2 rRNA genes are annotated in these 3,190 nt (G+C 55.1%); both read right to left on the bottom strand.

Features of this window, described 5'->3' with window-relative positions:
* Position 1: 1 nt before the first annotated feature.
* Positions 2–117, bottom strand: a 5S ribosomal RNA gene (gene rrf / locus BM329_RS13880).
* A gap of 92 nt (positions 118–209) precedes the next feature.
* Positions 210–3,119 (bottom strand): 23S ribosomal RNA (locus tag BM329_RS13875).
* Between the last annotated feature and the right edge of the window lie 71 nt (positions 3,120–3,190).

Here is a 3,190-nt window from a genome sequence, read left to right as displayed (position 1 = left end):
TGTCTGGCAGTGCCCTACTCTCGCATGGGGAGACCCCACACTACCATCGGCGCGACGGCGTTTCACTGCTGAGTTCGGCATGGGGTCAGGTGGGACCACCGCGCTCTTGCCGCCAGACAAATCCTGTTTTCAATCCCGAACAAGCTGCTTCTTGTCATCTGAAACCCGGCTTCTCTCTCAAAAACCCGCCAAAACCCCTTCGGTGTTGTCAGGTTAAGCCGCACGGTTCATTAGTACCGGTTAGCTCAACGTATCGCTACGCTTACACACCCGGCCTATCCACGTCCTCGTCTCGGACGTTCCTTCAGTGTCCTCACAGGACAAGGGAAGACTCATCTCAAGGCAAGTTTCCCGCTTAGATGCTTTCAGCGGTTATCTCTTCCGCACGTAGCTACCGGGCAATGCCATTGGCATGACAACCCGAACACCAGTGGTGCGTCCACTCCGGTCCTCTCGTACTGGGAGCAGCCCCTTTCAATCTTCCAACGCCCACGGCAGATAGGGACCGAACTGTCTCACGACGTTCTAAACCCAGCTCGCGTACCACTTTAAACGGCGAACAGCCGTACCCTTGGGACCCACTTCAGCCCCAGGATGTGATGAGCCGACATCGAGGTGCCAAACACCGCCGTCGATATGAACTCTTGGGCGGTATCAGCCTGTTATCCCCGGAGTACCTTTTATCCGTTGAGCGATGGCCCTTCCATTCAGAACCACCGGATCACTAAGACCTACTTTCGTACCTGCTCGCGCTGTCACGCTCGCAGTCAAGCCAGCTTATGCCTTTGCACTAACCTCACGATGTCCGACCGTGATTAGCTAACCTTTGTGCTCCTCCGTTACGCTTTGGGAGGAGACCGCCCCAGTCAAACTACCCACCAGACACTGTCCGCAACCCGGTTCACGGGCCGGCGTTAGAACATCAAACCTTCAAGGGTGGTATTTCAAGGATGGCTCCGTGCAGACTGGCGTCCGCACTTCGCAGCCTCCCACCTATCCTGCACATCAAGGCTCAAGGTTCAGTGTCAAGCTATAGTAAAGGTTCACGGGGTCTTTCCGTCTTGCCGCGGGTACACTGCATCTTCACAGCGAGTTCAATTTCACTGAGTCTCGGGTGGAGACAGCCTGGCCATCATTACGCCATTCGTGCAGGTCGGAACTTACCCGACAAGGAATTTCGCTACCTTAGGACCGTTATAGTTACGGCCGCCGTTTACCGGGGCTTCGATCAGGAGCTTCTCCCGCAGGATAACCCCATCAATTAACCTTCCGGCACCGGGCAGGCGTCACACCGTATACGTCCACTTGCGTGTTTGCACAGTGCTGTGTTTTTATTAAACAGTTGCAGCCAGCTGGTCTCTGCGACTGGCCTCGGCTCCGGAAGCACGTTCCTTCACCTGCCGCCAGCGTGCCTTCTCCCGAAGTTACGGCACCATTTTGCCTAGTTCCTTCACCCGAGTTCTCTCAAGCGCCTGAGTATTCTCTACCTGACCACCTGTGTCGGTTTGGGGTACGATCCAATGTGACCTGATGCTTAGAGGCTTTTCCTGGAAGCAGGGCATCAACCACTTCAGCACCGCAGTGCCTCGTTATCACGCCTCAGTGTTATCAGCGGTCCGGATTTACCAAAACCACCCACCTACACGCTTTAACCGGGACGACCGTCGCCCGGCTGGCCTGGCCTTCTCCGTCCCCCCTTCGCAGTCACACCGGGTACAGGAATATTAACCTGTTGCCCATCGACTACGCCTGTCGGCCTCGCCTTAGGGGTCGACTCACCCTGCCCCGATTAACGTTGGACAGGAACCCTTGGTCTTCCGGCGAGCGGGTTTTTCACCCGCTTTATCGTTACTTATGTCAGCATTCGCACTTCTGATACCTCCAGCAACCCTCACAGGCCACCTTCAACGGCTTACAGAACGCTCCCCTACCCAACAACACATTCATGTCGCTGCCGCAGCTTCGGTGCATGGTTTAGCCCCGTTACATCTTCCGCGCAGGCCGACTCGACCAGTGAGCTATTACGCTTTCTTTAAATGGTGGCTGCTTCTAAGCCAACATCCTGGCTGTCTGAGCCTTCCCACTTCGTTTCCCACTTAACCATGACTTGGGGACCTTAGCTGGCGGTCTGGGTTGTTTCCCTCTTCACGACGGACGTTAGCACCCGCCGTGTGTCTCCCGTGATAACATTCTTCGGTATTCGCAGTTTGCATCGGGTTGGTAAGTCGGGATGACCCCCTGGCCGAAACAGTGCTCTACCCCCGAAGATGAGTTCACGAGGCGCTACCTAAATAGCTTTCGGGGAGAACCAGCTATCTCCCGGTTTGATTGGCCTTTCACCCCCAGCCACAAGTCATCCGCTAATTTTTCAACATTAGTCGGTTCGGTCCTCCAGTTAGTGTTACCCAACCTTCAACCTGCCCATGGCTAGCTCACCGGGTTTCGGGTCTATACCCTGCAACTTAACGCCCAGTTAAGACTCGGTTTCCCTGCGGCTCCCCTATTCGGTTAACCTTGCTACAGAATATAAGTCGCTGACCCATTATACAAAAGGTACGCAGTCACCCTGATAAATCAGGGCTCCCACTGCTTGTACGTACACGGTTTCAGGTTCTGTTTCACTCCCCTCGCCGGGGTTCTTTTCGCCTTTCCCTCACGGTACTGGTTCACTATCGGTCAGTCAGGAGTATTTAGCCTTGGAGGAGGGTCCCCCCCTGTTCAGACAGGATACCACGTGTCCCGCCCTACTCATCGAACTCCCACTGCCAGCGTCTTCAGATACGGGGCTGTCACCCTTTACTGCCGGCCTTTCCAGACCGTTCTCCTGACGCTGACACTGCTGTTGGTTCTGGGCTGCTCCCCGTTCGCTCGCCGCTACTGGGGGAATCTCGGTTGATTTCTTTTCCTCGGGGTACTGAGATGTTTCAGTTCCCCCGGTTCGCCTCATCCACCTATGAATTCAGTGAATGATAGTGCAACGGATTGCACTGGGTTTCCCCATTCGGGTATCGACGGGTATGGCGGGTCATATCCCCTTGCCGTCGCTTATCGCAGATTAGCACGCCCTTCATCGCCTCTGACTGCCTAGGCATCCACCGTGTACGCTTAGTCGCTTAACCTCACAACCCGAAGAAGTCTTCGGACCGGGGTTTTTGAGAGACTCATCAATACCGTCATTAATGACCAGTAC

Source organism: Xenorhabdus koppenhoeferi, from assembly GCF_900116635.1.
Taxonomy (GTDB): Bacteria; Pseudomonadota; Gammaproteobacteria; order Enterobacterales; family Enterobacteriaceae; genus Xenorhabdus; species Xenorhabdus koppenhoeferi.
Note: the sequence above shows the minus strand (reverse complement) of the source record. Positions and strands in the feature narration are given on the sequence as shown.